Genomic DNA, 25,976 nt, shown 5'->3' with positions numbered 1-25,976 from the left:
AAAAGAATGCACTCGGAATCTAAACCGCGGAATTATGAAATATCTGTGACGGGTAATTGTGCTTATAATGCTTCTAAACTTGCTTTTACGTCTTTCATCAACCACATTGGCGTTGAAGTAGCACCACAGATACCAATGCGGTCATTTTCGGCAAAGACCGATGCATCTAACTCAGCTGGATCAGAAATAAAATAACTAGCGGGATTGGCGTTTTGACAAACTTCAAACAATACCTTTCCATTGGAGGATTTCTTACCCGATACAAAGACGATTTTATCGTATTGTCTGGCGAAAGCACCAAGATCTTCGTATCGATTGGAAACCTGTCGACAGATGGTATCATTGGCCTTCACTTCATACCCGCGCTTGATTAGTTCGTCTTTGATAGCATAAAATTTATCTACACTTTTTGTTGTTTGGCTATATAGGGTAAATGAGGCCGGCAATTCGACCTGATCCAATTCGGAAATATCCTGAAAAACCAAGGCTTCATTATTTGTCTGCCCCTGCAAACCGATCACTTCAGCATGCCCATGCTTCCCGAAGATTAAAATTTTGTCCTTTTGATCGAACGAGGTTTTTATACGGTTCTGCAATTTAAGCACCACTGGACAAGAGGCATCTATCAAGGTAATGTTATTTTCCAAAGCAATGCGATAGGTTTCGGGCGCTTCACCGTGGGCACGGATCAATACCTTTTCATTGCTCAACGTTGGCAGAGCAGCATGGTCGATAATCCGTAAGCCTTTTGCTTTCAATCGAGCAACTTCCTCATCATTATGAACAATATCTCCCAAACAATAAAGATACCCCTCTTCCTCCAAAATCTCCTCTGCCATATCAATAGCGTATACCACTCCAAAGCAAAAGCCTGAATCTTTATCGATGTCTACTGTTAGATTTAATGCCATAATAACACAAAGTTACATATTCGCATTGAACTTAGATCAATTGTTTTTTTACTTTTCTATAAACGGCCGAACACAAAGCTTTGTTACACAACGCGAATAAACATTGAATTAGAAACCTACGGAAACATCTATTTCAGTATAGGTATATATTTAGGAATAAAAAGCTATAATTTAACGATAAGGGTGACATCAGCTAGTTGCCTTATCAATAATTGTTTCTTAAGGCAGCGTAATGATATTGCATATGAAAAGCAATTTATCTAATTTTGCAAAAAAATAAAATAATGGCAACTAACAGAACTTTTACGATGATCAAACCTGACGCAGTAGCGAACGGTCACATCGGTGCAATCTTAAACGATATCATTGCTGGTGGTTTTAAAATCATTGCAATGAAATACATCCAACTTTCTCAAGAGACAGCAGGTGCATTCTATGCAGTACACAAAGAGCGCCCTTTCTATGGTGAGTTGGTAAACTTTATGACTTCAGGTCCTATCGTTGCTGCAATCCTGGAAAAAGATAATGCTGTTGAAGATTTCCGTACATTGATCGGCGCGACTAATCCTGCTGATGCAGCTGAAGGTACAATCCGTAACAAATATGCTAAATCTATTGACGCAAACGCTATACATGGATCGGATTCAGATGAGAATGCCGCTATCGAAGGAAACTTCTTCTTCTCTCAATTTGAAAGATTCTAGTCGTTAGAAACAACATAAAAAAAGCGCTTTACAAATTGTAAAGCGCTTTTTTTATGTATTGCTTCCTTCTCTCGAGTAAAATAGAACCTTCAGTCGGTTCACCGAACTATCGGCCCTCATAAGAGCACGAAGAAGTATATTAAAAGTTTCTTTTACCGAGATACTCATCCTCCTTGGCGGTCATCTTGGCTTTATCTGCCGGCTTTTTGTCCGGATAACCGCACAGATGCATTACACCATGAATGATAACCCGATGAAGCTCGTCTCGCACATCAACCTTAAATTTTTCGGCATTCTCCTGAATACGTTCCACACTGATAAAAATATCGCCGGCGATGGTGTCGTCATATTCGGAAGAATCAAAAGTAACGATATCAGTATAGGTGTCGTGATTTAAATATTGCTTATTGATTTCAAGCAAGTAAGCATCCGAGCAAAGGATAAAGCTCAATTCGCCCACACGCTTAAATCCTTCGCCTTTGATGGCATCAGCAATCCATTGGCGAATCTTTCCCTTTTCTTTTAATTTGAAATCCGTATCCTCGGTAAAAAATAATATGCTCTTCATCCTTCTATTTTTTGTTCATTTTTGTTTGACGTATTAGTCGCTATGTATCTAGAAATTACGGCTATCCATGTAGCTTTGCAAAATGATCGTTGCAGACACCGTATCAATCAGCCCTTTTTGTTGACGGTCCTTCTTTTTTTTTCCACTTTGTGCGATCGCTGCAGAAGCCATTTTAGAAGTAAAACGCTCGTCTATTTCAGCTACAGCAATTGTGGGATAAGTCTTTTTCAATTTTCGAATAAAACCGACAACATGCTGTGCCGATTCAGAGTCGGTCCCATCCAGTTGCCGTGGCTTGCCTACAACAAAAGTTTCCACCTGTTCTGTCTGTAAATAATCGGCTAAGTATGTCCAGATATCCTGCGGGTGTACCGTCGTCAATGCTGTAGCAATAATTTGCATTGGATCGGTCACCGCAACCCCTATTCGTTTTGTACCGTAATCAAAGGCCATCAATCTCATGGATATATATTTTTTACAAAAATACAAAGTAGTCCTGAGTATTACACAGGAAGATGTAATATTTCAATTGGACGCTTCTTTTCAATACATGCCGTTTTCATTTTTGATCTTTTAATTCTGACTTTTTAATCAAAAAAAACTATAACTTTGATAGACTATTTAACAACAGCAAACTAACTTGCTTTTTGGGGCAATAGATCACCGAATTCAATGCGATCATAGCGGGCTTACCGAGTTCCTCTATAGGGACACGGATCAAAATAACAGCAATAGCAACAGGGCATTTGGCTGTGTGAAATCGGGTAAATAAATATTTAAACAAATGAAAAAAACACTAATTGCCATTTTCCTTTTGGCCCTATGCTTGAATACGCATGCTCAAAGTAAATACGAGCAACACATTACCGCTCTTCGTGAAGAAAAAGCCACTGAATTGGCGAAAGAACAATATGGCCCATTGAAATCAGATCAGGTAGCGTTTTTGGATTACTTTCCTGTAGACGCCAGCTATAAAGTCAACGCCAAAATTGAAGTCCTCTTTAATGAACCGGTATTTCGGATGCCGACCTACGACGGCACAAGCAACGAATACAAACGTTACGCCGTTATAACATTTAATCTTCATGGAAAAGAAGATACGTTGAATGTCTACCAAAGTGTCGCATTATTTCAAAATCCTGCATACAAAAAACATTTATTTTTACCATTTTTAGATTTAACAAATGGTCAGGAAAGCTATAGTGGGGGCCGGTATATTGATTTATCCACAGACGACATTAAAGGAAATGATGTTGAGATAGACTTTAACAAAGCCTACAACCCATACTGCGCTTATAGCAACGGCTACCGTTGCCCAGTACCCCCAGTTGAGAACAATTTAGAAACAAAAATTATGGCCGGAGAAAAAGCATTTCATAAGTCAAAGAATGAAAGACCAGTCAATCTTAACGCAGGACAGGAGTTCAGTGCTGCCGACAAGAAAATCATTTTATCAGGAGATGAAAATACAATTCTTCGCGTATTGCAAACAACAGACGATAAAGATCTGAAGGTTTTAAAAGCGACAAGCAGTGATGTCAAATACAACGACCCATTGATTGAGTCTCTTTCCAAAAGAATGTTCGCGACTGTACGTGACCCGAATCACCCTGGTGTAGGCATCGCAGCGCCACAAATCGGTATCAATAAAAATCTAATCTGGGTGCAGCGGTTTGACAAACCGGATCAACCATTTGAATTCTATGTAAATCCTAAAATCCTATGGCGCTCCAAACTGAAACGCAAAGGGGCCGAAGGCTGCCTTTCTATCCCTAACCGTAAAGAGGATGTATTACGGAGTTATGCGATCCGCCTGCAATACATCAATAAAGAAGGTAAGGTTATTGAAGAAAATATAGAGGGTTTTACTGCTGTTATTTTTCAGCACGAAACAGATCATCTCTTCGGCATTCTATTTCCAGATCGACTGGAAGAGCAAAGCAAAGAAACCTATGCTCCGTTGAATGACAAGATTGAATTTTCGATCCAACCCAAAACATTGACGCCATAATTTCTAGCCCCGGCATCAAGGACCAAATCATAAGTATAAAAATTGTGATTAATGATAGGACAAAAAGAGCCCCCATGAACGAATTCATGGGGGCTCAATAATTATTATGGAATCTACTTGAGTTAGATCAATCCTTTTTCAGCTAATAACTCAGCTACTTGAACTGCATTCGTTGCAGCACCTTTACGTAAGTTATCTGCTACAACCCACATATTAAGGGTATTTGGCTGAGATTCATCGCGACGGATACGTCCTACAAAAACCTCATCTCTGCCATGTGCATCTTTCGGCATTGGATATTGTAACGAAGCAGGATCATCGACAACAATACAACCGCTTTGCGCTGCTAGCGCTGCACGTACATCATTCAAATCAAAGTCATTTTCAAATTCGATATTCAATGATTCAGAGTGTCCTCCCATGACAGGAATACGCACTGTCGTTGCAGTTACTTTAATAGAATCATCACGCATGATTTTATTTGTTTCCAAAATCATCTTCATCTCTTCCTTGGTGTATCCATTTTCTTGGAAAACATCAATATGCGGAATAACGTTCAAATCAATCTGATAAGGATAAGCTTTTTCCCCATCTTTTCCGGCACGCTCGTCCATCAATTGGTTAACGGCCTTAACACCAGTGCCTGTTACAGATTGGTAGGTAGAAACAACAACACGTTTGATTTTATATTTATCATGTAATGGCTTTAAAGCCACCACCATTTGTATAGTTGAACAATTCGGGTTAGCAATAATTTTATCTTCAGCAGATAACACATCACCATTTACTTCTGGAACAACCAACTTTTTCGTTGGATCCATACGCCATGCCGAAGAATTGTCGATCACTGTAATTCCAGCTTCTGCAAATTTAGGGGCAAATTCTTTCGAGGTATCACCACCAGCAGAAAATAGCGCAACATCAGGTTTCAAAGCAATAGCCTCAGATGGTGTAACCACCTTATACTTCTTTCCCTTGAATTCAATTTCCTTACCCTTACTACGCTCTGACGCTACTGGAATTAATTCTGTTACTGGGAAATTTCGCGCCGCCAACACGGTTAGCATCTCAGTACCTACAAGGCCTGTTGCGCCGACTACTGCCACTTTCATTTTTGTCTGTGTTTAAATTGTGTATATAAAATTGTTATTTGATTTTGTTTTTAGTTGATTCTTGAAGAATGAATTCTTCAAATTTAAAAAATATTCCCCAATTCCACTATTAAAATAACAAAATATTGAGCCCTTAGCTAAAAATGTCACAACATTTAGCATTTCCCCGCCTAAATTGCTAAAATGGAATCGTTAAGTCCTTTGATTCACGCTATAAAATTAGAATTAAACCAATTCAAAAAAAATAAAAATTTTCGCTGCTTATTCAAAAAAAAAGAACAAACGATTGAAACAGTTTAAAATCTCATAAAAACAGTCCCAAGAGTCTAAAAATTAACATTTTTTCCCTACTTCCCAAAAGACCGCAAAGTTGATAGATACTGAAAAGCCTTTATATTTGCATCATAAACCGCCATGGTTGAAATTTCATTTTTCATTACATGATGAAACGTAAATTATGTCAGGCTAGATCCTATCATATCGATAGGAAGAAACGAGCGAAGCGATTCATTTATATTTTTGAGCATAAACACTCATTATAGTGAAAGCAGGAGCTTCATAAAATAAAACTTACAAATGAAAGAAAGCATTATTATCATTGGTGCAAATGGCCAGATCGGCACAGAATTAGCTATCGCCTTGCGCAAAAAATTTGGTGCAGAGAATGTTGTAACCACTGACATTAGAGAACCACAGATTAAAAGCCCTGACGAGAATTTCGAAATCGCTAATGTCCTTGACAAAAATGGACTCGAGACATTATTTCAACAATATAAGCCTACTCAAGTATATCTATTAGCTGCCATGCTTTCAGCTACAGGTGAAAAATACCCTGAGAAGGCCTGGGAATTGAACATGAATGGTCTGTTGAATGTGCTTGATCTAGCTGTGAGCTATAAAGTTTCAAAGATATTTTGGCCAAGTTCGATTGCTGTTTTTGGACCGCATTCTCCGAAAACAAATACCGAACAATATTGCGTAATGGATCCGAACACAATTTATGGCATCAGCAAACTTGCAGGTGAGCGTCTTATTGAATGGTATCAGGAACATCGTGGTCTGGATATCCGCAGTGTCCGTTATCCAGGCATCATTTCTTGGAAAACAGAACCAGGAGGTGGCACAACGGATTATGCAGTCGATATTTTTTATGAAGCATTGAAAACCGGGACTTATGCATGTTTCTTATCTGAAAACACGGCATTACCCATGTTATATATGGAGGACGCCATCCGTGGTACACTCGAATTAATGGATGCACCCAAAGAAAGCTTAAGCATTCGCCACAGCTATAACCTCGGTGGCATTACATTTACTCCAAAAGAACTTGCACAAGAAATTAAAAAAATTCTTCCTAATTTTGCAATCTCTTACATCGAGAACGATCCTAGACAACAGATTGCCGATTCATGGCCTGCTAGTCTAGACGATTCTTATGCAAGAAAGGACTGGAACTGGACGCCGGAATTTGACATCCAGAAGATGACAGTCGACATGATTGAAAATCTTAAAAACAAAATATAACAATGGGAAGAGCTTTCGAATTCAGAAAAGAGCGGAAATTCAAACGCTGGGCCAAAATGGCCGTTCAATTTACACGTTTAGGTAAAGAAATCGCTATGGCGGTTAAAGAAAGCGGCCCTCACCCTGAAACTAACTCGAGACTTCGTACAGCAATACACAATGCTAAGGCAGTAAATATGCCAAAGGATCGTATCGAAGCCGCAATCAAACGTGCTTCGGAAAAAGATTCAAAAGGTTACGAAGAATATGTATACGAAGGCTACGGCCCTCATGGCGTACCTGTATTAATTGAAACTGCAACAGATAACACCAACCGCACCGTAGGAAACATTCGTAGCTATTTCACAAAAGCAGGTGGTTCATTGGGGAAAACAGGATCATTGGATTTTATTTTCAATCGTAAATCCATTTTCCGTTTTGCTGCAACAGATGAACTGGACCTAGAAGAGCTTGAATTAGAACTGATCGATGGAGGCTTAGAAGAATTGTACGTAGAATCTGATGAAGAAGGCAATGATATTGCTGTCGTTCAAACTTCCTTTGAAGACTTTGGTAATATGCAAAAATTACTGGAAGAAAAGGGAATTGAAGTAACATCTGCAAAATTGGAACGTATCGCATTATCGCATTCAGATATTACGGAAGAACAAGCTGCTGATGTATTGAAGATGATCGATAAAATCGAAGAAGATGACGATGTTCAAGCAGTTTACCATAACATGGCTTAAGCTATTGAACCTATAAAACTATAAAAAAGAGCGCTAGTCGCTCTTTTTTATTAAAAACGCCGCCCGGCTCCGTCAGAAAAATTACTACATTTGTAATAGACTAAATCAAACTCGTACCAGAATGACTTTTGAAGAATTTTTCATAAAAAAGAAAATTGATTTAAAAGCTTTAAAAGCTGCAGATGGACCTTTATTTGAAGAGTTCAAAGCACATTATTCTGCTATGGGAGAAAAGAGTTTTGACCACAGCAAAAAGTTTTGGTTCAACAAGCTTCGAAAAAGTTTCCACCTGATTGAGGAAGAAACTCAAGTTGCAAAACCTGCAGTAAAACAGGCTGCCACTAATACTCTGTCCGATACTTCCAATGCTGAGACAACAAAACCTGCAGGCTTTAAACCACGCTTCAAGACTGCAATTACACCTACAGTGGATGAGGCTAAAACCACATCTAAAGAGGAAGCACCTGATTCGGCTAAAACTGGGACTGATTCTGCTCCAACAGGTTTCAAACCGAGGTTCAAAGCCGGAGTAACCAAAGCTCCTGACGAAGCGGCAAGCATTCCTACATCCGAAGAAACGACCGACGAAGCAGCGACATCGGCTCCAAAACCGACAGGTTTCAAACCGAGGTTCAAAGCTGGAGTAACGAAAACACCTGATACAACAGCGAATACACCTGATACAGCAGAAACGACTGACGAAACTGCGGCATCGGCTCCAAAACCGACAGGCTTCAAACCAAGGTTCAAAGCTGGAATCACCAAAACGGAAACTTCTGAACAGGCACAGCTGCCCGATACGAAAGACGAAATTAAATTAGATACCAACGTAAAGGCTGAACCTGAAAACAGCAGCACAGAAACACAGGAACCAGCTGCCAGTAAACCAACGGGCTTCAAACCGAGATTCAAAGCCGGAGTCACCAAAACGGAAACTTCTGAACAAGCACAGCTGCCCGATACGAAAGACGAAATTAAGTTAGATACCAACGTAAAGGCTGAACCTGAAAACAACAGCACAGAAACACAGGAACCCGCTGCCAGTAAACCTACGGGCTTCAAACCAAGGTTCAAAGCTGGAATCACCAAAACGGAAACTTCTGAACAGGCACAGCTACCTGATACGAAAGACGAAATTAAGTTAGATACCAACGTAAAGGCTGAACCTGAAAACAACAGCACAGAAACACAGGAACCCGCTGCCAGTAAACCAACGGGCTTCAAACCGAGATTCAAAGCTGGAGTCACCAAAACGGAATCTTCTGAACAGGCACAGCTGCCCGATACGAAAGACGAAATTAAGTTAGATACCAACGTAAACGCTGAACCTGAAAACAGCAGCACAGAAACACAGGAACCCGCTGCCAGTAAACCAACGGGCTTCAAACCGAGATTCAAAGCTGGCATAACAAAAATTGACAAAAAGGAAGAATAATTTTCACTACATTTAGACTGATTTTTTTAATTATTTTTAAATTCCGATTAAAAACCAAAGACCAATGTTAAAGGAAGAAAGACAAGCATTCATTATACATCAGATTAACCTACATAATAAAGTTTTATCATCAGATCTAAGTGTTCAACTGAATGTATCTGAAGATACAATTAGACGTGACTTAAACGAACTCGCCGAGAATGGAAAAGTTCTAAAAGTCTATGGTGGGGCATTATCAAAATCTTTTCAATTCCCTTTTCAGGATGGAAACGTATATGCCAAGGAGGCAAAAAAAGAAATTGCCAAGAAAGCAAGCACATTAATCTCCAATGGAATGACTGTTTTAGTCGGAGGCGGGACAACCTTAATTGAATTAGCGAGAACAATACCCGATCATTTGCAGTGTACATTTTTCACTATAAGTCCATTAGTTGCACTAGAATTGGCCGAAAAGCCAAATCTTGAAGTCATTTTAGTTGGCGGAAAACTTTCACGCAATACAAACATTGTTTCCGGAGCCCAAGTCGCTAATGAATTGGCAGATCTTAAAGTCGATCTTTGTTTGTTGGGAACAAATTCTCTTTCAGTAGAAGATGGGGTGACCGATTCAGACTGGGAGGTGGTACAAATCAAACGTGCGATGATTAAATGCTCGAAAAAAGTGGCTATTTTAAGTATTGCTGAGAAACTAAATTCAGTTCAAAAAATGAAAGTTGTGCCGTTACGTGATATTTCTTATTTGATTACCGATGTCAATCCAACTGATGTTTCCCTAAAAGAATTTGCGAATACAATTGCAATACTTTAATATTGCCGCTCATTTAATTTAGCATGTCATCGCAAACGAAAAATGACTCTTTAAAATCAAAAACAACAAAAGGACTGCTGTGGGGTGGTATGGCAAGTATCATCCAGCAGTTTTTAGGCTTCGGCTTCGGCATCCTACTAAACCGTAAGCTAACAGCAGAAGATTATGGCTTAGTAGCTATGATCACCATCTTTTCTGTTCTCGCCTCTGCTTTTCAAGAAAGTGGATTTGTGTATGGAATTGTCAATAAAAAAGAAGTCGAACATAAAGATTATAACGCGGTATTTTGGACAAGTGTAGGAATTGGAACATTTATTTATATCGTTTTATTTTTTGCGGCTCCTCTTATCGCCTTATACTATAATCAACCAGTACTTGTAGAACTTAGTAGATTTACCTTTTTATCCTTTTGGCTAGGTAGCTTTGGTATTGCGCACAATGCTTACCTCTTCCGGAATTTAAAAATCAAAGAAAGAGTCATCACAGGCACCTTTGCGCTTATTGCATCAAATATAGTCGGAGTTTATTTAGCCTATAAGGACTATGCCTATTGGGCATACGCGATCCAAATTGTCTCCTATAGTGGTTTCAATATGCTCGGATTCTGGTATTTTTCCAAATTCAGACCTACTTTCCAGTTCGATTTTAAACCTATTCGTGACATCTTAGGATTTAGCAGTAAAATACTAGTCACCAATATTTTCATCAACATCAACAAAAATATATATGCTGCGATCTTAGGCCGGCATTATACCGCTGAAGAACTGGGATATACCGTGAATCCAAATCGTTGGAGCATCATGGCCCAGAATATATTGACCAATATGGTTAATAATGTGACACAGCCTATTTTAAAGGAAATAGAAGATGATAAGGATAGACAAGTTCGGGTTTTTCGCAAACTAATTTCCTTTACGGCCTTTTTAGCCTTTCCAATGTTATTTGGTTTAACAACTGTAGCACAAGATTTCATTACTATTTCGATCACCGATAAATGGGCACAAAGTGCCATATTTCTTCAAATATTTTGTATTGGCGCGGCATTTGATTCTGTAAGCAATGTCTTTTCCAACCTCATCATTAGCAAGGGAAAACCTGAAGTTTATATGCGGAATATCATCGTGTTTGGTATACTCCAAATCGCTATTCTATTCTTCGGCAAATCATTAGGTCTTGAACTACTCATTGGATTAACCTCAGCATTAAATGCCCTCTGGATATTCGTTTGGTATGCTTCCGCTAAACCTTATATGAATTATTCATTTCGTTATCTTCTGGCAGATATTTTTGCTTATGCATTATTGGCAGCTGTCAGTTGTATTACAGCTCACTATGCCACCGCAGCTATCGCCAACCTCTATCTTCGGTTTGCAAGTACAATTGGAGTGGCTGTATGTGCATATATCATTGTCAACAGAATCTTTAAACCCAGCATTTTGTTGGAATTATTCCACTATTTCCTAACAGTTATCCGAAAAAAATAGATGGCCAGGATTCTCACCATAATCGTCTCTTATAATTTTGAGCCTTGGATCCACAAGTGCTTACCCAGCCTATTGGATTCGAGCCATCCAACAGATATTTTAGTTGTCGACAACAATTCGGGAGACAACACAACACAGATCATAAAAGAAACGTACCCGACAATAAGGCTAATAGAAAGTTCCGAAAATCTGGGCTTTGGAAAGGCCAACAACATCGGACTTGACATTGTTTTGAAGGAAGAATATGATTATGCATTTTTGGTCAATCAGGACGCCTGGCTGGATCAGGACTGTATTGCCAACTTAGTGAAAATAAACGCAGACAATATCGGAATTATCTCGCCTATTCACTACGATGGAACCGAAACAACACTAGACCATGGTTTTGCCGTATATACAAAAAATGCTACTAACGAAAATTCTTATCGAATTTGCTCTTTCGTCAATGCTGCATTTTGGTTTATCCCCAACCCGGTGATCAGAAAAGTCGGTGGTTTCGCGCCGATCTTTTTCCATTATGGAGAAGATAAGGATTATGCCAACCGTATCAAATACTACGGATTAAACATCATTCTCGCCGACAGAGCAAAGGCCTATCACGATAGACAACAGCGTAAAACAGACCGAAAAGCCTTTCTGAAAAGCGAATTTGTCTATCATTTGACAGAGTATTGCAATATCAATTATACCTTTGTAAGATCTTTTTCGATGGCCATATTGGCGAGTCTGAAGAAAATGGGAGCTTCAATTTTTAAAGGTCATATTTTTGAAGCAAAAAGCTACTTAAACATTGCTTTTAGATTGCTAGGCAAATCGGGAGCTGTTTATCGTACTCGTCTAAGCAACAAAAAAGCATACAACAAAATCTATTGATAAATGAACAGTATTGCTCCAGTCATACTTTTTGTGTACAATCGTCCTGATCATACAATAAGAACACTCTCAGCTTTAGAACAGAACAAGCTTGCAGACCAGACTACACTTTACATCTATTCGGATGCTGCAAAAAACGAAAAATCTCTTCAGGCAGTTACTGAAGTGCGAAAGATTATCAATAAGCACTGGAACTTTAAAGAGGTTATTGTTGTAGAACGGACAGAAAATTGGGGTTTAGCAGCCAATGTGATCGATGGTGTTACAAAAGTGGTCAATGCACATGGAAAGATTATTGTTTTGGAAGACGATCTGGAAACTGCGGTGTTTGCACTAGATTATTTCAATCAGGCACTGGAGCGCTATAAAGATCAAGATCAGGTCATGGAGATCAGCGGTTATGGTTATCCGCTAAAAGATTTAAATAAACTGCCGGAGACTTTCTTTTTTCGGGTCGCCAATAGTTGGGGCTGGGCAACCTGGGACCGGGCCTGGCAACATTTCAATCCGAATATTGATGAACTTGTATCGGATTTTACGGCCGAGCAGATACACCAATTCAGTATCGAGGGTAAAGAAAACTTCTGGAAACAAGTGCAGGAATTTAAGGCCGGAAAGATCAACTCTTGGGCGATACGCTGGTATGCTTCTATATTCAAAAAAAATGGGTTAGTTTTGTATCCAAGGAATTCGATGACGCAAAATATTGGCAACGATGGTTCGGGTACACATACAGCTGCGGAAGCTACTTATCAGGTTACACTAGCAGAAAGCCCTGTACGGTATTTTCCGACGGAGATTTCAGAAAACAAGCAAGCTTATGAGGCCATCAAGTATTTCTATGCACATCGGAAAGGATCTTTATTCAACCGTGGCCTCCGATTCCTGAAGAAGAAAATGAATAAATTCAATACATAAAAAACATGTCTGCTCATCCTAAATTTTCGATTATAACTGTCGTTTACAACAATGTGCGTGACATAGAACACACCCTGAAATCTGTTGTCAATCAGAGCTATGACCATATAGAATATATTGTCATTGATGGACAATCAACTGATGGGACATTGGAGATCATCCAAAAATACAGGGATAAAATCACCGTTCTCCTTTCCGAAAAGGATAAGGGGATCTATGATGCAATGAATAAGGGATTAGCATTAGCAACAGGTGATTATGTTCTTTTTCTAAATTCCGGAGATGAGATCTATGATCTCAACAGCATTGAGAATCTTGCCAAACTGAGCGATGATGCGGATATTCTTTACGGCGAAACTATCCTCGTAGATGACAATCGGAATATTATTGGTGAACGGAGGCATAAAGTTCCGGCTCATTTCGACTGGAAAAGCTTTCGCTATGGCATGAATATATGCCATCAGGCCATCTATATCAAGCGGGACATTGCCGAGCCATACGATCTCAATTATAAATTATGTGCTGATATTGACTGGGTTATTCGTTGTGCCAAAAAGGCTAAAAAATCAGTCAATGCACAGCAATATGTAGCCCGGTATCTTGTGGGCGGGATGTCAAAACAAAGACATAAGGAATCCTTGAAAGAGCGCTTTGCTATTTTCAAACACTATTATGGGACTATTCCCAATCTATTCAATCATGGCATCATCGCACTAAAAGCTATTTGGTACCGTCTCAATTATGGAAAACCTCAAGACTAATGTTGAATCCTGAAATTTTAACCGAGCTTGTTACAGTCAAGATGCCATTTGGCAAATACCAGGGATACACATTGTGTAATCTTCCTGAGCCCTACCTTGTATGGTATAACCAAAAAGGCTTTCCAAAGGGAAAGCTAGGCCAGCAGTTAGCGACACTCTATGAAATAAAGCTTAACGGCTTGGAATACCTGCTCGAACCTTTAAAGAAAAGGTGACGACGGTCATTTTATTCCACTTATTATTTTTTGTAGCTTTGCACTAAATTTATTTTTAGCATTAAACGCCGTTTGCAGCGGTATCAATGAATATCATGACACAATATCAAACTTTGCTGTACTATTGTTACAGCCCTATCGAGGATGGCGAAAAATTTGCATCAGATCACTTAGAATTTTGTAAATCACTGGATCTAGTCGGTCGTATCATCGTAGCTGATGAAGGTCTTAATGGGACTGTTTCAGGCACTGTTGAGGCCTGTAAAAGCTATATGGATGCCATCTATGCCGATGGTCGTTTCAACAAAACAGAGTTCAAAATTGACGCTGTAGATGAACCGTCATTCATTAAAATGCATTGTCGCTACAAAGCCGAAATCGTTCACTCTGGCTTGAGAGATCCAAAAGAAATTGACCCCAACCGTCAAACCGGTGTGCACCTTGAACCGAAAGATTTCTTAGCCATGAAGGACCAAGAAGATGTGGTTGTATTGGATGTACGCTCAAATTACGAGCACAATGTTGGTCATTTTAAAAATGCTGTCACCCTAGATATTGACAATTTCCGCGAGTTCCCAGAGAAAATAAAAGAGCTCGAACAATATAGAGGAAAAAAAATATTAACATACTGCACAGGGGGCATCAAATGTGAGAAGGCATCTGCTCTTTTGTTAAAAGAAGGCTTCGAGGATGTTTATCAATTACATGGCGGAATTATCAAATACGGAAAGGAAGCTGGTGGCGAAGATTTCGAAGGCCAATGCTACGTCTTCGACAATCGTGTTACTGTCGATGTAAATTCTGTCAACCCATCTGTGGTATCGACTTGTTTTAACTGTGGCAAGCAAACCACTAAAATGATCAATTGTGCCAACCCAACTTGTAATGAACATTTCACACAATGTGACGAATGCGGCTGGGAGATGGACGGATGCTGTTCGCCAGCATGTAAAGAAAACCCCAATAAACGTGAATATGACGGAACAGGATATTATGTCAAGGTACCTCAACCCGTCAATATTGACAAAATCAGCAAAAGAAAACATAAAAATTTCCCGCCGAAAGTATCGGTCGAAGATTAATACGAATTGGACAAAAGTGATGAGGTCGGAAGTATGTAACTTCCGACCTCATCACTTTTAGGATCTGCGTCATCTTAGCTTAATCCCATACGAGCTTTTTATCAGGACAAATAATAGCTTAACACAACTTACTTCCCAAACATACCAGCGATCGAATCAAGAATATTTCCCTTCGCCTGTCCATCGTTATTTTTATCAAAAAAACTGCCTGCCAATCCACCCAGCATGTCCGTAATGCTACCTCCCGCTGCTGGCGGCTCAGTTCCTTGCGTTTGTTCTTCTTGGCTGCCGCCTAAAAAAGAGCCTAAAATACCACCTAACATACCACCCCCTGCATTTTGTGATGTTCCACCACCTAACACAGAACCGATCAGATCACCAATCCCCCCGCCACTCGAAGCCTGCTTTTGTTGTCCTAGATACCCCATTACGATAGGAGCAAGTGTGGCCAGTACCCCTGTCACTTGAGAAGAGCTCAAGCCCGCTTTATCCGCAATATTCTGTGTCACGACTTCAGTATTTTGGCCAAACATATGGTTGACAATTTTATTGCCATCTTCAGATCCACTCTGCTCCGCTCCTCCTTGCCCAAAGAAATCTCCAATTTTATCAAGTATGCCACTATTGCTATGCTGATCAATAGCATTGTCAATATTTTCTGCCTGACCCTTGTTTTTCGCATTGTAATTCAATGCTGCAATCATCAAAGGAACTGCCGCTGCTACAATCCATTTTGCTTTAGATTCACTGACACCAGTAATTTTTGAAATAGTCTCTATCGCTTTAGAGCCTACTCCACCTGTAACTAAATCTGTTAAGTTCATAAGTCTTCGTTTATAGTTATATATGAAGATAACGATTTTTTTTGACGAGTTGAGATAATACCTGATTATAAGAAAGCCCCATTGGATTGTGTAATCCAACGGGACTTTCTTATAATCAATTTTTTAAATTAATAACTTTTATAAATAGCGATATCATCCAATCCCAACCTTCCGTTATTAATCACATTGTTACTTGTTCCTAATCCAAGCTTGGTAACTCTAAAGCGTACTGCCCCCTGGATATTCATTAAGAATACGGCCTGTTTTGAATTCATACTCTCTGTCGTTGTATGGGCATCTGAAATAGAATCACCTGTTTGTGTCCAAGTTTTCCCATTGTCCGTCGAATATTCCAACTTAAATGTACTCGAGCGATCTGTCCAGTAAGAGCCATACCAAATAGTGACTTTTGACGCGCCATTTGGCACATCGAAATTCATTTGTACATAACCGTCCACATTTAAATTCTGCTGCATTCGGATAGCATTTTTTCCAGAAACAATACGGTCCCGCCCAGCTGTATTTCCTAAGATAGCTTGATACAGATACCATTGTCCTGTCGGAAAAGAGACAGCGTTTTTATCCTTCATATCATAGCTACCTTTCACACTTGCATCTACAGCATCAAAAGTTTCGGGCCAACCTGTATACAACTTACCACTTGCATAAGCCATATCAGCATAACTCTGCATTCTAACTTGTAGCTTTTCGCCCTCCTTAAATGCAATCCCTCTGAAAGAAGCACTTGGAGCAATAGATTGTCCAGCAAATGTCGCATTATCTTGTGTATGTAATGTAATCTCATTTTTATCACCGTCCATCAAGATTTTATCTCCTTTCAACGCTGTTCCGGCAGCGGGTTCAGGTTCAACATCGGCTGTAATATCGATATACGTTGATTCAAACTCATCAAACTTCGACTTTAGACTGGAAACCGCAACAGGCAATGGGGCAATGTTATTACCAGATGAGTAGACCTTAAGCTGCTGATTATTATCGACTGAAAGAACTAATAAGCCATCTTTTTTAATCAGCTTTGAACCGCTAATATTGATCTGAACCGAATCTCCAAATTTAAATTCAGACGCATTCGGTAGCTCTACTAATATTCCGCGGCGTTGATTTCGCCAAATATTCTGTACAGCAAGTGTATTTTCCGGTAGGTTCTTATTTTCCACGCGCGAAACGACCACTGCTTTGATATATTGTGCTCCTTGCAACGAAGACTCATTAAGCTGTAAATCGGCATTTTTATGCAGACTGCGTAGCGTATACAATGATATTTCAGGATTTAGTGTCCCTATCGATTCATTGACGTTGTCTTTGATACAACCGGACAGCAATGCTGACATTGCCAGCATACTGCATAGTATTGATTTTAACTTTTCCATTGATTAGTTGATTGAAGGTTGCCACCACATTTTTTCATTTATCCCATCTCCCCCCATACGACTCACAGCATCCTGATAATTTACTTTGTTTAAAGATTGTACAATTGTTGGGTAATTTAAACGTACAGGCATTTTCCCCTGATTCAACAAGCCCGGACCTTTGTATAAATCCAACATTTGGGTCCTGCGGTACTCGTACCACTGTTGGAAATCCGTAAATAACATCGCATAGTATTTTTGCAAATGCACCTTTTTCAATTTCGCATTATCACTGTCTGTAGCCAGCAATTGAACCTTGTCACTAGTTAGGTAAGTTGTTGGCGCTGTTAATCCCCAATATTCCATGGCTGCATTCACTCCTTTTAAATAGGCTCCAGACACATCGACCTGAACATACCCTCTCAGACCACATTCAGCAATAATAAATTGCAACTCTGCATAATTCATGATATTTCCCATATGTGAGTCCGCTTTTAAGCTTGTTAAAAGCGTTGATTGTTGTTCCGGAACATTACCTCGTTTGTATCCGGATTGCATACCACCATACACTCCTAATGTGGCCTCAGTCGCCCAAATTTTTAATCGTGGGTCTGAAAGGTCCAACAGATTATTAATAAAAAACTCTGAATAGCCTTTACTCCCATTAAAATCTATATCACGGCTATTAAAATAAGGATTCATGTAAGGCTGTACATTGGTGTAATATAAAGCAGCTGTCTCTGCATTGCTCTGCATCACCGGATATTCAGTGGCATTTGTTTCTAATATTTCTTTGATCTTTGCAACGGCATTGGTTTCTGGCTTATGTGCTATCCGCAGCAATAATCGGAGATATAAAGAGTTGCCGAATTTCTGCCATTTTGCCGGATCAGAATTAAATATGGGATCCATCGCCAAATTGGTAGATTCAACGGCAACCTTACCTTTTAAAAGCGTATTGGCCTCTTCCAATTTTCTGAAGATATCCGCATAAATATCAGCCTGTTTATCAAATACAGGCGTTAAATTATTATCACTATACCCTTTGTTGCTGTCCGTATAAGGTACATCGCCATACATGTCGGTTATTAACGAGCTCACCCACGCATCCAATATGAGCGAAATGCCCTGATAGGTCTGATAACCCTTCTGCTGCCCTTCGGCCGCCTTCTGATAAATATCGCGTATATTGGTCAACTGCACATACCAACCGGACCAGGTAGATTCCGCTTCTGATGGCCTGATTTCATACCGTTGAATCTCCAATGCATCATTTACCGTTACCGTCACTTGCATAAGCTCATTATTGATGCGCATATTACGGGACAAATTTGTGTTTAACACATTGAGTAAGGCTGGTGCTATGAGGCTTTGTGGTGCAGCCGCAGAAATTGCATTTGGATTTGTATTTATCGCAACAAAGTCTTTAGTGCAGCTCTGTAACATCCCGCAGGCTGCCAACAAAATAAAACCTTTTCTTATATTCTTTTTCATAATGCTCTGGAATTAAAATGAGAATGATAAATTGACACCCATTGTGCGGGTTGAAGGGAACTGGGCAATCTCTGCGCCTTTCTCAATACCACTTGAATTTAGCGATCCAAACTCTGGGTCAAATGAAGGCCATTTGGTCATGACAAACAGATCTCTTCCGTACACCCCGATTGATGCGCGCTCAATTTTCAAACGTTCAACAAACGACTTTGGTAATGTATAATCAAATCTGACCTCACGAAGCTTTATAAAGTCGGTGGAAAACGTATTTGATTCTATATTATCCCGGTTAAAATGTTTAGCATAATAGTCTCCAGCAGACGCAACAACCGTATTCTTGCTGTAGCTTCCATCACTATTCTTCACAACACCATCGCCGATAATACCATTATATCGTCCGGGAATTGTTTTTTTCAATTTTCCCTCTTCCATCAATACGGCATGCGTTAAAGAATAGCCTACCCCCCCAAACTGGCCATCAAACAAGAAATTAAATCTAAATCCTTTGTATTTAAACTCATTGCCCCAACCAAATTTGGTCGTTGCATTCGGATTACCGATATAAATGTTCTGTTGGGACAATACAGGAAGTCCATTTTCATAAACAATTTGGCCATCCTGATTCCGCTCATAACCGAGTCCATAAATATCACCAAATCGTTTACCGGGTATAGCCACAATTGATCCTCTGCTGCCAAACAACGTAGAAAGCACTAATTCTCCTTGCAGATCTGCAGGTATAGAAGTGACTTTCGAATCATAGCTCGTAAAATTTCCATACATATTCCAATTTAACCCATCTTTCTTCTTGATAATATCGCCAGAAAGCGCAATCTCTATCCCCTTATTACGTACCTCTCCAGCATTCGTAATTTGATTTCTAAAACCGCTTGAAGGATCCAACGGAGACTCAATAATCTGATCAAATGTCGAGTTCGAGTACAAAGTAAGATCTAATTTTAGTCGATCTCTGAACATTCTAAAATCTGTCCCTATTTCATAGGACCGCGTACTTTCGAATGTCAGGTTTTCATCCGGGACGGTGGTTGGATTTGTAAGCCCCCCAGTAGTCCCCTCAACACTACGGTAACCATAAGAGTTTAGATAAGCACGTTTCCCCCCACCTCCGACTTGAGCAATAGATGCCCTAACTTTCCAAAAATTAATCGCTTTTGGAAGATTTAGCAATTGGGACATAACAAAACTTGTATTAAGCGAAGGGTATATAAATGGCATAACTTCATTCCGTTTTGGCGAGGCCAATGTACTCGCCCAGTCAATACGATTTGTTGCATCGACAAAAATCATATCCTTATAACTATAGTTTATTAAGGCATATAAACTATTGGTCGCATATTCCTCGCGATAAGGTAAGTAAACGACTTTTTCCCTAGCATTTGCAAAATTATACTGGTTCGGATAAATTAGACTGTTAGCGTAAGCATCATCTTTAATATACTTATTGTGCATCAATGAACCACCAACAGATGCGCCAAATTTATGTTTGGTGTTGCGCTGATTGTTATATTGCAATAAAAAGTCAGAGGTAATTTCTTGGTTATTGATTGACTGCTCACGGTAATAGCCATAAGCATATTTATAGGTATCAAATGGTCGCGATTGTTTGCGCTTATCATAGCTCCAATCGATTCCCGTCCGCACCATCAAATTCAATTCCTTGTTGAATTTATAATCTGCCTGCAAATTTCCAATAATGTTGTTTTTATCCTGCGCATTGATCATATCGTAAGATATGGTTCTTGGATTATCCAACAGGTTTGAAAACGGAGTCATCTGTTCAATTCCTTCTTTTCCTGGGATCCAATTCTGGTCCAGCCAAGCTGCATTCACATTCGGCACAATACCCCGTACAAAATACATGTAACTTTGGTTGTTATACCCACTGTTTGGCAAATTATCTGATCCTCTATTATTAAAATTAATCTTTGTTGAAAGACTCAGCTTATCCGTCACCTTGTTACTGAACTGCATGGCAACGGTATTCCTATTATAACCCATGTTAGGAATAATCCATTTGTTCGTCACATTCGTATACGAAAACCTAGAACTGGTCTTCTCCGTGGCACCAGAAATACTGATCGAATTAGTGGATGTGAGTTCCGTTTGGAAAAGATCCTTTCGATTATTTTCATAAGGTCTCCACAATGTCCGCTCCGGAGGTGTCAAACGGTAGAAATTAGGATCGTACTGGTAATAATACTGTCCATCAAATTTAGGTCCCCATGCAGAAGACGTACTTAAAGTACTTGCACCATCCTCTGACTGCCCATAGGAATAATAAAGATCCTGATCGACAGCACCTTGCCCATATTCATATTGATAGTCAGGCCATCTATTAACTGTCCCAATTGCCGTATTTGAATTAACGGATACACCAATTTTATTTTTAGCTCCATTTCCCTTTTTTGTGGTAATAATCACCGCGCCATGTGCGCCACGGGAACCATAAAGCGCAGAGGCGCCTGGTCCTTTTAAAACAGATACAGATTCGATATCATCTGGATTAATATCCGAGAGCGATGTTCCAAAGTCTGTTGGAGAATCACTGTCCAAGTAATTTGAACTACCATTACCGGTCATTCGCGTCCCCCCTCCCATCACAACACCATCAACAACAATCAATGCGGAATTGTCACCCGTAAAAGATGTTTCCCCTCTTAAAATAATCTGATTGGATCCCAATGGTCCTGCCCCTGACTTTACCAAATTCAAACCAGCAACTTTTCCTGTTAGGGCATCCGTCCAGTTGTTTGAAATTGCATTCGTCAATTCCTCGCCTTTTACTGTGCTAATGGAATAACCTAGCGCCTTTTCTTCCCGCTGTATACCCAGTGCTGTTACAACGACTTCATTAAGCGCCTCCGATCTCGCACTTAAAGAAATTTTGGTATCCAATTGGCTGGATGAAAACGTCCTCGTCTCCGCTTCGTAACCTATCAACTGAAAACGGATCGCTGTTCCTGATTCAACTTCAATATCGAAATTACCATTCCGGTCAGTCGCTCCTTTAACTACACCTGCTGCAAGGATTGATACGGATGCCAAAGGTTCTTTCGTCTGATTATCGACAACTTGACCTTTTACTTTAATCTTGGTCTGCTTAATTGCATGCACAGCGTGATCAGCTCCCAGTGGAGCTGCTATCGCCGTAAAATCTTTAGTGCAGGCAATTACTAGTGCCACAAATAGCACTTTCGAGGAGGAGTGCCGCAGATTAATTTGGATAGGGTTAATACTAAACATAGTTATTGGTGTAAATTGTTAATTTTCAATTTGGCACAAAAATATATTCTTAACAAAAAGTATACTTTAACTTAATGTTTTCTTTTTGTTAACAATTGTTTCGAATATCATTTCTTTTTTAATGACATTACCATTGTTTCAAATATTTAAAAAATGTATTGAAGTCTGCATCGGCAGGAATATCACACATTAGGCTCGATCTAAAGCGATCGCTCTTTGGTTATAAATTATTTTCAAATCGAAAATAATTAATAATATTTAAAAAACGAAATAAATCGAAATTATTTAAAACACTATAATAAAATAAAAAAATAAGACTCAATTGATCTTAAAGGACACATAAAATAGCTAGAAAGGCAGTACACTGACGATTCCAAGAAGTTTTAAGCAAATTTCCCAGCTCCATTAAGCAGCTATTTAGTACTTCACATAACTACGATAACAATACCGCAACAATACGGAAAGCATACGGCACCTTTCCTTTATAACTACGACAAGAATAGATTCCAATAGCTACAGCTGCCAACTGGGCTAAAAATCTAGCGATCAAATATTTAGCACCAACGCCCCCAGAAGAAAACAAAAGAGCCCAAACTTTCGTTTGGGCTCTTTATTACAATAGAAACGTAGACACTTAGGCCTTCTCGAAACTCCATTTCACATAATTAATGTTCTTGTCATCAGCTAAATACTTCCGCTCGTAGTATGTTTTAATGGATAATACGTTATCCACCAAGTCTGAATGGTAAAGATCCGTCGTTTCTTTATATTTTTTCAAATGCTGTAAATCGATCTGCTCCAGTGTGTAAGCATAGAAACCATCGTTATCTGTTTTCAAATTCATCATCCCCTCAGGTTTCATAATGATTTTATAACGATCTAAAAACTTTGGCCCCGTCAATCGTTTCTTTTCACGACTATCTTGCGGTTGCGGATCCGGAAAGGTAATCCAGATTTCATCAATTTCATTTTCAGCAAAATGTTCAAGGATAGTCTCAATTTGTATCCGAAGAAAAGCAACATTCCGAATTCCATCTTCCAAAGCTGTCTTGGCTCCACGCCAAATACGATTGCCTTTAAAATCGATACCGATGAAATTTTTCTCCGGAAACAATCTCGCTAGATTAACAGTATACTCACCTTTACCACAAGCAAGCTCCAAAACAACTGGATTATTGTTACCAAATTGCTTCTCAGCCCATTTTCCTTTATATTCTTTGCCTGCGTCGAGTTGGATTACATTTTCAAAAGTAGCAACTTCAGCAAATTTACGTAGTTTGTCCTTTCCCATTTTTTAATAAATATCCAGCAAAAATAACCTTATATTCCCGCTAAAAAAAATAAATCTGAGGGACAGCACCAATACCGCCAATTGCGGAACAATCTGAAGTCCGATAGCACACACATGAATGAATAAATCGCCCTCATAGCGGCGAATTATATTGCATATAAAAAGCAATTTATCTAAGTTTGCAGGAATCAATAACTTATCGTGGAGAAAGACGCTAAAATTTATATAGCAGGCCATCGTGGAATGGTCGGATCGGCAATTCATCGCAAATTATCGGAACTTGGGTACAACAATATAGTCACACGCACATCTTCCGAATTAGATTTGCGCAACCAGCAAGCGGTCGCTGATTTTTTCGATCAGGAAAAACCTGACTATGTTTTCTTAGCAGCAGCCAAAGTTGGAGGGATCATGGCGAACAACACCTATCGCGCAGATTTTATCTACGAGAATATGGCTATACAGAATAACGTCATCAAATCTTCCTACGATAATAAGGTTAAAAAATTAATGTTCTTAGGTTCAAGCTGTATCTATCCAAAAATGGCACCACAGCCTTTGAACGAAGATATGCTACTTACGGGCACACTGGAACCTACAAACGAACCCTACGCAATTGCTAAAATCGCGGGAATAAAAATGACAGAAGCTTTTCGGGATCAGTATGGATGCAATTATATCTCCGTTATGCCAACGAATCTTTACGGCATTAACGACAATTACCATCCGCAAAACTCACATGTCTTACCGGCCTTGATCAGAAGATTTCATGAAGCTAAGATCAATCAGCTCCCTGAAGTTATTATCTGGGGAACAGGAACCCCCTTACGGGAATTTCTCTTTTCCGATGACCTGGCAGATGCCTGCGTCTTTTTAATGAATAATTATGACGAGAAACAATTTGTCAACATTGGCATTGGCGAAGATCTAAGCATTAAAGACCTTGCCGAATTGATTAAAGACGTTATTGGTTACACGGGAACTATTTCCTTCGACAGTTCCAAACCAGACGGAACACCACGAAAACTCATGGATGTCTCAAAACTGCACGCACTGGGTTGGAAACATCAAGTTAACCTCCGGGAAGGCATTCAACTAGCTTATGCGGATTTTTTGGAAAAAGAAGCAAACGCTTCCGAATAAATCCAACGCGATCGCATTAGTAGGTTTCGCTATAGGAAGGAATTCCGTACTCGTTAACCTCATCCTTGATAACCGCATTTTCAGCTTGGGCAGCTTTATTTTTCTTCTTTTTGGGACGAATAAACTGTGTTAACTTGCTGAGGAGACCACTGATTTTATCTTGATTGATCTGGCCGACAGCACGCTCTGACAATAGCAACATCAACGCTTTCTTAAAAACACCGGTATTTTTTAGGAACAACCTATTCATAACAAAAGGCACGCCGATACGTAAGGTCTTCGTTAGCCAATCGGAATCTGGATTGCTACTTTTAGAGAACAGCTGCTGGACAATATTTACCCCCGGTATATTATCTTTTAATGTATTGAAAAAGCGAATTGGGGCCTCTATTTTATTGTTGAGCAAGGTAAATTGAGTCTTAAGATAGACTTCTTGCTCATTCTTAAGGGCTTTCAAACGGGAAATCTCAGCCTTAAGCTCTTGTAGGTTACGTATTTTAGTATGTTTATTGTTCATTTGTAGCCCTTTCTCTATCAAGTTTTTCCTTATGTAGATCTTCTTCCTCCTCCTCAATCTCATCGTTCCATTTAGCCAAAAAACGGCGGATAGAAAGATCCATAAATTTGGACTCTAACATCGGCTCAAAAACCCGTATTAAGACAATAATCACTAAAAAAATACCCGCTGTCGCCAAAAAGCCCAAGGAATAACTCCCCAGTAATTCTCCGAGCCAAAAACCCAGTGCCAAGCATAAAAAAAACAGGACAAATAACGTGAATATCAGCTTTGTCGCATCAACCACAAGGCTAGCGATCAATCGAGAAGAACGCTCAATTGTCTTTAATTTGACAAGCTTAAACTGGGAGTCAATGTACTCTTTGGTTTTTTGAAAAGTACCACTAAGTGAAAATTTTTCTTCTTCCATGCATCTTAAAATTATTCAGGCTATTTCAGTGTCTAGTTTATAAAACGAATCCTGTTTCGGCTCAACGCTAGCAACTTCAATCCTCTATCCTAAAAAGAAAAGTGTTATCGTAAAAATCTATCCTAGAAATAGCCTGATGATATGTATTCTACACCAATTATTCATACGAATAATCTGCGAACTATGCATGTTCGATGATATCATCATCTAGCACTTCTTCGGTTTGATTTAATTTTCCTTTCAATGTAGAAACAATTTTCTCTTTAAAATCATTCAATTGATCGAATTGTTCTTCCGCTCTCTCACGAATAGCATCACTCAAATCGCTTAATGAATCATTGATTTTATCTCTCGTATCCGACCCCTTATCTGGAGCAAATAAAACTCCCAAAGCTGCACCTGCAGCAAGACCCGCTAACAACGCCAAAGCTACTTTACTTGTGTCATTCATTTCTTTTTCGTTTTAAAGTTCTAATTCTATTACGATGAATCTAGTCCTCGCTAATAATACAATTAACAGAGCAAATCGT

25 protein-coding genes are annotated in these 25,976 nt (G+C 39.3%); 13 read left to right on the top strand and 12 right to left on the bottom strand.

The window, feature by feature from the left end; translation table 11 throughout:
- Positions 1–62: 62 nt before the first annotated feature.
- Entirely contained in the window at positions 63–911 is an 849-nt protein-coding gene (locus HS960_RS21805; RefSeq protein WP_182330623.1) for a 4-hydroxy-3-methylbut-2-enyl diphosphate reductase, read from the bottom strand.
- Positions 912–1,195: 284 nt separating this feature from the next.
- Here HS960_RS21805 and HS960_RS21800 point away from each other — a divergent pair, with 284 nt between their 5' ends.
- A complete protein-coding gene (locus HS960_RS21800) occupies positions 1,196–1,615 on the top strand; it encodes a nucleoside-diphosphate kinase (protein WP_046672716.1) in 420 nt (139 codons plus the stop codon).
- Positions 1,616–1,754: 139 nt separating this feature from the next.
- On the opposite strand, the gene ybeY is transcribed toward HS960_RS21800, so the two are convergent.
- Both ybeY and ruvX read right to left on the bottom strand, forming a co-directional pair.
- Positions 1,755–2,183 carry an rRNA maturation RNase YbeY gene (gene ybeY, locus HS960_RS21795; RefSeq protein ID WP_046671590.1) on the bottom strand — a complete coding sequence of 143 codons (429 nt, stop codon included), beginning with the start codon at positions 2,181–2,183 and terminating at the stop codon, positions 1,755–1,757.
- A gap of 48 nt (positions 2,184–2,231) precedes the next feature.
- Entirely contained in the window at positions 2,232–2,645 is a 414-nt protein-coding gene (gene ruvX / locus HS960_RS21790; protein WP_070561409.1) for a Holliday junction resolvase RuvX, read from the bottom strand.
- Between the two features lie 322 nt (positions 2,646–2,967).
- Between ruvX and def the strand changes: the two genes are divergently transcribed.
- Entirely contained in the window at positions 2,968–4,194 is a 1,227-nt protein-coding gene (def, locus tag HS960_RS21785; RefSeq protein WP_182330622.1) for a peptide deformylase, read from the top strand.
- Between the two features lie 122 nt (positions 4,195–4,316).
- On the opposite strand, the gene HS960_RS21780 is transcribed toward def, so the two are convergent.
- Positions 4,317–5,306: an aspartate-semialdehyde dehydrogenase gene (locus tag HS960_RS21780; protein WP_088163260.1), complete on the bottom strand. Its 990-nt coding sequence runs from the start codon at positions 5,304–5,306 to the stop codon at positions 4,317–4,319.
- Between the two features lie 576 nt (positions 5,307–5,882).
- Here HS960_RS21780 and HS960_RS21775 point away from each other — a divergent pair.
- The 10 genes from HS960_RS21775 to trhO all read left to right on the top strand — a co-directional run bounded on the left by HS960_RS21775 (position 5,883) and on the right by trhO (position 15,134).
- Positions 5,883–6,830 (top strand): NAD-dependent epimerase/dehydratase family protein, encoded by a 948-nt coding sequence (locus HS960_RS21775; protein WP_046671586.1) that lies wholly within the window; start codon positions 5,883–5,885, stop codon positions 6,828–6,830.
- Between the two features lie 2 nt (positions 6,831–6,832).
- Positions 6,833–7,558 carry a YebC/PmpR family DNA-binding transcriptional regulator gene (locus tag HS960_RS21770; protein WP_046671585.1) on the top strand — a complete coding sequence of 242 codons (726 nt, stop codon included), beginning with the start codon at positions 6,833–6,835 and terminating at the stop codon, positions 7,556–7,558.
- Between the two features lie 121 nt (positions 7,559–7,679).
- Positions 7,680–8,993 carry a hypothetical protein gene (locus HS960_RS21765; protein ID WP_182330621.1) on the top strand — a complete coding sequence of 438 codons (1,314 nt, stop codon included), beginning with the start codon at positions 7,680–7,682 and terminating at the stop codon, positions 8,991–8,993.
- Positions 8,994–9,057: 64 nt separating this feature from the next.
- Complete coding sequence (locus tag HS960_RS21760) at positions 9,058–9,801, top strand: DeoR/GlpR family DNA-binding transcription regulator (RefSeq protein ID WP_046673148.1); 744 nt, start codon at positions 9,058–9,060, stop codon at positions 9,799–9,801.
- 23 nt (positions 9,802–9,824) lie between these two features.
- Positions 9,825–11,285, top strand: a complete 1,461-nt coding sequence (locus HS960_RS21755) for a lipopolysaccharide biosynthesis protein (protein WP_153844436.1) — start codon at positions 9,825–9,827, stop codon at positions 11,283–11,285.
- The gene (locus HS960_RS21750) at positions 11,286–12,158 is read left to right on the top strand and encodes a glycosyltransferase family 2 protein (RefSeq protein WP_159727502.1); all 873 of its coding nucleotides are present in this window, start codon (positions 11,286–11,288) and stop codon (positions 12,156–12,158) included.
- Between the two features lie 3 nt (positions 12,159–12,161).
- Positions 12,162–13,076, top strand: a complete 915-nt coding sequence (locus HS960_RS21745) for a glycosyltransferase family protein (RefSeq protein ID WP_153844438.1) — start codon at positions 12,162–12,164, stop codon at positions 13,074–13,076.
- Positions 13,077–13,081: 5 nt separating this feature from the next.
- Positions 13,082–13,837 (top strand): glycosyltransferase family 2 protein, encoded by a 756-nt coding sequence (locus tag HS960_RS21740; RefSeq protein ID WP_153844439.1) that lies wholly within the window; start codon positions 13,082–13,084, stop codon positions 13,835–13,837.
- Positions 13,837–14,052, top strand: a complete 216-nt coding sequence (locus HS960_RS21735) for a DUF3820 family protein (RefSeq protein ID WP_046673143.1) — start codon at positions 13,837–13,839, stop codon at positions 14,050–14,052. The genes HS960_RS21740 and HS960_RS21735 overlap by 1 nt, the downstream gene beginning before the upstream one ends.
- 95 nt (positions 14,053–14,147) lie before the next feature.
- Positions 14,148–15,134, top strand: a complete 987-nt coding sequence (trhO, locus tag HS960_RS21730) for an oxygen-dependent tRNA uridine(34) hydroxylase TrhO (protein ID WP_182330620.1) — start codon at positions 14,148–14,150, stop codon at positions 15,132–15,134.
- Between the two features lie 128 nt (positions 15,135–15,262).
- Here the strand turns inward: trhO and HS960_RS21725 are convergent, their stop codons facing one another.
- From HS960_RS21725 to trmB, 5 genes are all read right to left on the bottom strand, one after another.
- The gene (locus HS960_RS21725) at positions 15,263–15,958 is read right to left on the bottom strand and encodes a DUF937 domain-containing protein (protein WP_153844441.1); all 696 of its coding nucleotides are present in this window, start codon (positions 15,956–15,958) and stop codon (positions 15,263–15,265) included.
- A gap of 128 nt (positions 15,959–16,086) precedes the next feature.
- Positions 16,087–17,349 (bottom strand): DUF5689 domain-containing protein, encoded by a 1,263-nt coding sequence (locus HS960_RS21720; protein WP_153844442.1) that lies wholly within the window; start codon positions 17,347–17,349, stop codon positions 16,087–16,089.
- A 3-nt stretch (positions 17,350–17,352) separates the two neighbouring features.
- A complete protein-coding gene (locus HS960_RS21715; RefSeq protein ID WP_153844443.1) occupies positions 17,353–18,822 on the bottom strand; it encodes a SusD/RagB family nutrient-binding outer membrane lipoprotein in 1,470 nt (489 codons plus the stop codon).
- Positions 18,823–18,834: 12 nt separating this feature from the next.
- Positions 18,835–22,086, bottom strand: a complete 3,252-nt coding sequence (locus HS960_RS21710) for a SusC/RagA family TonB-linked outer membrane protein (RefSeq protein ID WP_182330619.1) — start codon at positions 22,084–22,086, stop codon at positions 18,835–18,837.
- A 634-nt stretch (positions 22,087–22,720) separates the two neighbouring features.
- Entirely contained in the window at positions 22,721–23,377 is a 657-nt protein-coding gene (trmB, locus tag HS960_RS21705) for a tRNA (guanosine(46)-N7)-methyltransferase TrmB (protein WP_153844445.1), read from the bottom strand.
- Between the two features lie 201 nt (positions 23,378–23,578).
- Between trmB and fcl the strand changes: the two genes are divergently transcribed.
- Entirely contained in the window at positions 23,579–24,520 is a 942-nt protein-coding gene (gene fcl, locus HS960_RS21700) for a GDP-L-fucose synthase (protein ID WP_153844446.1), read from the top strand.
- Positions 24,521–24,536: 16 nt separating this feature from the next.
- Here the strand turns inward: fcl and HS960_RS21695 are convergent, their stop codons facing one another.
- From HS960_RS21695 to HS960_RS21685, 3 genes are all read right to left on the bottom strand, one after another.
- On the bottom strand, positions 24,537–25,037 hold the full coding sequence (locus HS960_RS21695) for a hypothetical protein (RefSeq protein WP_075990247.1): 501 nt from the start codon (positions 25,035–25,037) through the stop codon (positions 24,537–24,539).
- Positions 25,027–25,446, bottom strand: a complete 420-nt coding sequence (locus HS960_RS21690; RefSeq protein WP_153844447.1) for a hypothetical protein — start codon at positions 25,444–25,446, stop codon at positions 25,027–25,029. The genes HS960_RS21695 and HS960_RS21690 overlap by 11 nt, the downstream gene beginning before the upstream one ends.
- A gap of 181 nt (positions 25,447–25,627) precedes the next feature.
- Positions 25,628–25,897 carry a YtxH domain-containing protein gene (locus HS960_RS21685; RefSeq protein ID WP_075990249.1) on the bottom strand — a complete coding sequence of 90 codons (270 nt, stop codon included), beginning with the start codon at positions 25,895–25,897 and terminating at the stop codon, positions 25,628–25,630.
- Positions 25,898–25,976 lie beyond the last annotated feature (79 nt).

It is taken from the genome of Sphingobacterium paramultivorum, from assembly GCF_014109745.1.
GTDB classification, from domain to species: domain Bacteria; phylum Bacteroidota; class Bacteroidia; order Sphingobacteriales; family Sphingobacteriaceae; genus Sphingobacterium; species Sphingobacterium paramultivorum.
This window is presented reverse-complemented; position numbering and strand designations above follow the sequence as displayed.